The organism is Sphingomonas sp. (genome assembly GCF_050725575.1).
GTDB lineage: Bacteria > Pseudomonadota > Alphaproteobacteria > Sphingomonadales > Sphingomonadaceae > Sphingomonas.
In genome coordinates this window covers 1-6585 of the sequence record NZ_JBOHHW010000091.1, presented here as the reverse complement: position 1 = coordinate 6585, position 6585 = coordinate 1, and the positions used below count along the sequence as shown (strand labels likewise).

The 6585-nt window shown below is 62.2% G+C and carries 4 protein-coding genes and 2 pseudogenes; all 6 read right to left on the bottom strand.

Translation table 11 applies throughout. The annotated features are described in order from the left end of the window. Window positions 1-19: 19 nt before the first annotated feature. On the bottom strand, window positions 20-271 hold the full coding sequence (locus tag ACRECS_RS27170; RefSeq protein ID WP_431586096.1) for a hypothetical protein: 252 nt from the start codon (window positions 269-271) through the stop codon (window positions 20-22). Between the two features lie 25 nt (window positions 272-296). After that, window positions 297-1048 (bottom strand): annotated as a pseudogene (locus ACRECS_RS27165) (IS5 family transposase). Between the two features lie 50 nt (window positions 1049-1098). Further along, on the bottom strand, window positions 1099-2295 hold the full coding sequence (locus ACRECS_RS27160) for a right-handed parallel beta-helix repeat-containing protein (protein WP_431586095.1): 1197 nt from the start codon (window positions 2293-2295) through the stop codon (window positions 1099-1101). Between the two features lie 586 nt (window positions 2296-2881). Next, window positions 2882-4191, bottom strand: a pseudogene (locus tag ACRECS_RS27155) (amidohydrolase family protein). After that, complete coding sequence (locus ACRECS_RS27150; protein WP_431586094.1) at window positions 4188-5633, bottom strand: amidohydrolase; 1446 nt, start codon at window positions 5631-5633, stop codon at window positions 4188-4190. Before ACRECS_RS27150 ends, ACRECS_RS27155 begins: the two are co-directional and overlap by 4 nt. A 90-nt stretch (window positions 5634-5723) precedes the next feature. Next, window positions 5724-6431 (bottom strand): NTP transferase domain-containing protein, encoded by a 708-nt coding sequence (locus ACRECS_RS27145; protein ID WP_431586093.1) that lies wholly within the window; start codon window positions 6429-6431, stop codon window positions 5724-5726. Window positions 6432-6585: the final 154 nt, after the last annotated feature.

Below are 6585 nucleotides of genomic sequence, written 5' to 3'. Positions count from 1 at the left end.
TTGGGGCTAGGGCTCAGACTCAATCGGCTGTTGGGCGGCTGATCGTCAGCGAGGTTGAGGCGTAGCGTAGGATGTACGGTTTTTCTGCAGGTTTTCCCGTTGGCTCGAGATCACCAAAGAAAGCGACATAGCAGTCGTGGGCGTTGATCTCGTCGTCGAGCCAGCAATGGACAACGACGCCATATTCCGGACCACCTTGCTCAAGGCCATCATAGCGGACGGGCGTTCCAGGTGGCAGATATGGGCCTGACGCGGCCTGGTCTTCGGTCATGATCTGATCTCGCTTTCCAAAGCCTTCATAGCCAAAACGCGAGTGCGGTGGCGAGAGCCACACCTGACAGGAAGTTGGCAGCGAGTTTGTCGTACCGGGTGGCGACACGGCGGAAGTCCTTCAAGCGACAGAAGGCGTTCTCGACAAGGTGACGACCGCGATATCGCTGTCTGTCGTAGCGGATCGTTCGCTTCCGGTTGCAGCGTCCGGGGATGACCGGGATAGTGCCTCCCTCCCGGAGCAAACGGGGCAGGCTGTCGGCATCGTAGCCCTTATCGCCGAGCAGGTATCGCATGCGCCCGGCGCGTTCGAGGAGAGCGGGGGCGGCCTTTATGTCGCTGACGTTGCCCGGCGTCAGCATCAGCGCATAGGGGCGGCCGACGACGTCGGTGAGCGCATGGATTTTCGTCGTCCAGCCGCCCCGAGACCGCCCGATCGCTTGTGCTGAACGCCCCCTTTTGCGCCGAACGCCGCGCGTTGGATCTTGATATACGTGCTGTCGATCGCGGTGCTCTTGGACACCACGCCCGCATCCACCAGCGCAGTGAGCAATTGTATCCAGAACCCCCGCTTCGACCAGCGGTTAAAGCGATTGTAGATCGTCGTCGAAGGACCGTAATCCGATGGGCAGTCACACCAGCGGGAACCGACCTTAAGTACGTGGATAATGCCCGAGATCACCCGTCGGTCATCGACCCGCCGGGCGCCAGGCTGGTTCTTCGGCAAATGCGGCTCGATCGCCGCCCACACCTCGTCTGATAACCAGAACAACGCCATCTACCGCCTCCATCGTCACACCCTCTGTGAATCAGGAAGCTCCCCCCAGATCAATAGGCTGATTGGGTTTGAACCCTAATCAAATTGCCTGTCAGAGTAACCCCAGCGCACGCGGCTTCGACAAACAGGCCAACGCCATTACTACCGCTGCCAATATTGCCGGAAATGACGTTATTCGTGATCCGGGTATAATTTCCGTAACTGCCGCCGCCCCGGCAGGCGATCCCATAGGGCCTGTTCGTTTCACCGCTGACCGGATTAGCCGCAGTTCCCAAAACGCCATTGCCCGTGACGGTATTGGCATCAATAATGGCGCCGACAGTGTTAAATACGTTTATTCCAACCTCGTCATTACCCATTACGACATTGCCGGACACGGTAGTATAAGTGCTACCCGTGTCCACCTCGATGCCTCGTACTTTATTGTTCAGAGACTGATTGCCGGAGACCGTGGTGTAGGGGGACATGAATACGTCAAGCCCAGATCCATTATTTCCTTGACTGAAATTTCCTGTCATAATTCCATTAGAACATTGGTTCAGTTGAATGCCGTGCGTAAAATAGGGTGTAACACCATTTGATAGGCAGGTGTTGGCGGAGACGATGGCGTAATTCGCAAATACGACCCCGATACCGGCTCCACCTGTCACTGACTGTCCGTTGTTGGTGCAGGTGTTTCCGGTAATCTGGGGCCAGTTACCCTGGACCAGAATGCCGAACCGGGCGTTTGAAACGCAGCGATTGCCGGTGATAATCGTCGTCGTCGCATTCAGCGCAATGCCATCCAGCCCACAGCCCTCGGCGATGCAATTTGCGACACGCGCCTTGCTATATGTGCCCTCCTGAAAAAAACCGGTGCTTCTTGTGTTGAAGAAGCCGCAATCCTCGATCCAAAAGCCATTCCCACCGCTTTCTGCCCCCTGAAGATGCAGGCCTAGGGTGCCGCTGGGACAGTTCGTCCTGTTGCCGTCAAACCCGATATCGAGGGCGGTAAAATGCGTTCCGTTGGTGACCGTCAGGATCGCGCCGGCTGCACCATTTTTCAGCTTCAGTTGGGAATTCGTCAGGCCGCTGCCGACAATTGTGACGTCCGGGCCGCATGTGAGCGGTCCCGTGATATAGACGCCAGGAGCAAGGCAGCCCACCTTGCTGCCAAGATGGTCGAGCCAGTCCTGAAGCGCCGCTGTATCGTCGGTAACGCCGTCACCCTTCGCACCGAATGCATTGCTCGCAGAGATACATGTCATTGATTAATCTCCTATTTTCTATGTAATTTTGAATCGTAGGGCGCGGCCAACCAGACCTGTTATGGCCGGTGCATTCCGCAACTCACCGCCGGAACGGCTCCGGGCGTTGTCGCATCCGCCTCGCCTGGTGGAGTCGCCAGTTGCGACAATGTCGTCAGCAGAGCTTTCGTCCGACAGACGCTCGTGCGATGATCCAATGTCGCCGCATGTACAGACGATGCGGGGAATTCCGGCGTCAGCCTCTACCGAAGCCGAGACTATTTCGTTCAGGGTTCTGCATCACCACCGCGATTCAAGCCGATCCCCGATGTCGCCATATTTACTCTCCGACGCACAATTGCGCGTCGCGGACTAAAGCCCATCCGACCGGCCATTTGAATCAGGCAGAGTAAATGATGATTCCCGCCCGCCATTTCCTGATTTTCCCGCAATGCACCGGTAAAATTCCCGCCACGCTCCAACAAAATTCCCGCAGAAATTCCCGCAGAACGCTCAAAAAAACATTTTCCCGCAGCTTTTCCCGCAGCCACGGGAAATCAGGGCCGTGGTGATCGGCAAAACACCGCCGCGTCGGACGCTGGCAGGTTCAGCGCTGATACGCTTTGGGCAGAGCGCCTTCCTGTGGCTGCAGATAACGATCGCGCAGCATGCCCTGGCGCGTTTCGAGCGGTTGCTTGACGCCGTCGATCCACACGCTGAGCGCAGCGGTATCGAGTTCGAGCGGGTCGCCGCTCCAGATCACTACATCGCCGCGCCGCCCGGCGCGCAGCGAGCCGATCTCGCCGCCCATGCCGATCGCTTCGGCCGGTATCGAGCTGATCGCGGCGAACGCGCTGTTCCAGTCCAGCCCGGTCGCGCCGGGCAGCTCGTCAGCGCGACGAGGTTGCCGGCATATTGTTTTTCGAGCCGCGCCTGGCGCGCCTCATTGTCGTTGATCATGCCGATGCCGACCTGCACGCCGGCTGCCTTCATCCGGCCGATGTTCGACTGAGTCGAACCGAGCTGCTCGAACGAAGCGGGCAGGTCGGTCAGGGCACTGGCGATCACCGGCACGCGCGCCGCGGCGATCTGGGGCGCGACGGTCCAGCCTTCCGCCGCACCGACCAGCACCAGCTTCAGCGCGGGCATTTCCCGCTTCAGGTCGAGCAGCACGAGAATGTCGGATGCGCGCTCGACATGGATCAGCAGCGGCATGCGTCCGCTCGCCACCGCGCCCAGCGCTTCGGCATCGGCACGGGTGAGCAGGGCGTCCTTGCCAAGATCGGCGTAACCCGCCGGGTTGCGCGCATAATCACGCGCCTGGATCAGCGCGTTGCGGAACTGCAGGATCGCCGATGCGCGGCTGCCGCCGCCGGCGCGCGCGCCGGACTCGCCATATTCCATGAACTGGAAGGCGCGTGCGCGAGTCACGGCGTCGCGGTCCCCGCCGAGATCGATCACGGCGCCCATGCCGGCAAAGACCGACCCATTATTGTCCGGTGCGACGATCGCGCGGGTTACGCCCTCGGCGCGATTGAGCGGGATCGAGCTCGACTTCGGATTGACTGCCGGCGCGATATCGATCGCGGCGTGGAACGGGCTGCTCGATGCACCCGAATCATTGGTTTGCGACACGCCATCGACTTCGATGATGCCCATCCGGGTGAAGCCGGCGACGATGCCCGGCGTGACCCAGCGGCCGCCGGCGTCGACCGTATCCACACCCGCCGGCACCGCGACGTGCGCGCCGGCGGCGACCACCTTGCCGTCGCGCACCACCACCGTGCCGCCTTCGATCGGCGCAGAGCCGTCGCCGATCACCAGCTTCGCATTGACGATTGCGACCGACTGGGCGGCGGCGGGGATCGCGGCGGCAGCCAGCCATGAGGCGGCGGTGCAGAGCAGGAGGCGCTTCACTTCACATCTCCAGCACCGGGTTGGCCAAGCTCGAAATCGGACACCGGCCTGAGTTTCGGATTGGTCGCATCGTAGAGCAGCGCCCCATCAATCCAGACCTTTTCGGGCCGCGAATAGACGCTGAACGGATTGCCGTTCCACAGCACGACATCGGCCATCTTGCCGGCTTTCAGGCTGCCGGTGCGGTCAGCGATGCCAAGCGCTTTCGCCGGGTTGATCGTCAGCCATTCCCACGCAACCGCGTCGGAAATCTCGATCCCTGCGCGCCGCCCGGCGGCGAGCGCCTTGGCCACTTCCTGATTGAGCCGCTGGATGCCGTTCTCGTCGTCGCTATGGATCATCGCGCAGGTGCCGGCCTTTTGCAGCAGCGCGAGATTCTCGCTGATCGCGTCATAGCTTTCCATCTTGAAGCCCCACCAGTCGGCCCATACCGCTGCACAGGTGCCGTTCTGCTTCAACAGGTCGCCGATCTTATAGGCTTCGACCGCATGGTGGAACGCGGCGACATGGTAGCCGAACTCCTTGGCCATATCCATGACGATGGCCATTTCGTCGGCGCGGTAGCAGTGATTCTGGACCAGGATTTCGCCGTCGAGCACGCCGCGCAGCGTGTCCATCGCGATGTCGCGGGTCGGCGCGTCGCCGCCCTCCTTCTCGTACTTGTCCCATTTGCGCTTATACTCGACCGCCTTGGCCCAGGTCTGGCGATCGACCGCGATATTGCCCATGCGGGTCGAGGGCTGGCGGCCCTTGCTGCCATAGACGCGCTTGGGATTCTCGCCACACGCCATTTTCAGGCCGTATGGTGCACCGGGGAATTTCATCCCCTGCACGGTGCGCGCATAGACATTCTTGAGCACGACTGACCGGCCGCCCATCAGATTGGCCGATCCGGGCAGGATCTGCAGCGTGGTGACGCCGCCATTGGCCAGCGCGCGGCTGAACCCCGGATCCTGCGGCCAGACGCTATGTTCCGCCCAGACATCGGCAGTGATTGGCCCGGTCGCTTCGTTGCCGTCGGAATTGGCTTCCACCCCGGGCGAGGGATAGTCGCCGAGATGGCTGTGGATATCGATGATACCGGGAGTGACGACCTTGCCGGTACCGTCGATCACCGTTGCGCCCTCGGGCGCGGTGACGGTCTCGCCGACCGCGACGATCTTGCCGTCGGCGAACAGCACTTGTCCTTTGGCGATGCTGCCGCCTTCACCGTCGAAGATCGTGACGTTGGTGACCAGCGTCGGCACGCCGGGATAGGTTTTGTAGGTCGATGGATAGGGATCGCGGCTATAGCTTTTGCCCGGTGCCGACTTGGCGGAGCTGCTCGCGCTTTTCGGCTTGTCGGCGTTGGCGTCCGTGGCGCAGGCCGAGAGCATCGCGGCGCCCGCACATGCCATCGTCGCGGTACGCAGCCAGTGTGCCGCCCGAACCCCGTTCGCCATGACGTCCCCTGTTATTGAGTCCGGTGTTATCCCGGGAAGCGGCCGGAATCCGTTAGCGCGGCTCCCGTGTCAACCACAGCTTTACGAAAATCAGCCGCCCGCCAGCCAGGTCTCGGCGGCGGCGAGCGCCTTGGGGTCATCGACGTCGATCCAGTCGATATCGCTGCAATCGACCACCCCCGCGGCACCACCGGCGGCGAGCAGGCGGACCGCATCAGTGATTGACGGTTCGGCCAGTGTTTCGAGCGCTGCGAAGAAGGGCGCGCCGACCGCGAACACGCCGGTGTCGTAGCAATCGTGCGGCGTCATGCCCTTGCCGATCGCGGTGATCCGATCGCCGTTCGTCGCGACGAACGTCACGTCGTCGGGATCGACCCAGGGATGGCCCAGCCGGCGATCGATCCCGAGGTTAAGCCCGTCACCCGCGCCGGTATCGGCCATCCGTGCATAGAGCTGGGGGTCGACCAGATGATCGCACATCGCCAGCAAGGTCGCCGCGCCCGCCAGCAGCGGCGCTGCGGCGAGGGCAGAGACACCATTGGGCTGGCGCCAGTCAGCGGTCCGTGCGGTCTCGAGCGTCACCGGCCAGTCGCGCGCGGCGAGATGCGCCTCGATTGCCTCGGCGCGGTAGCCGGTCGTGACGATCACGCGGGTGATCCCCGCTGCCGCCATGCGTTCGATCGCATGGTCGATCAGCGGCTTGCCGCCGACAATGCACAGCGGTTTGGACTCGGCGGCGGAGCGCAGGCGCGTGCCGGCGCCCGCCGCGAGCAGGACCGCAGTGGTGATTCGATTCACGCAGCGGCGGCGATGAAGTCTTCAACCGCAAGCTGGGCCAGATCGTCGGTCATCTGGATCGGAGGATGCTTGCAGAAATAGGCCGATGCCGGATGGATCGGGCCGCCCATGCCGCGGTCGCTGGCGAGTTTCGCGCAGCGGATCATGTCGATCG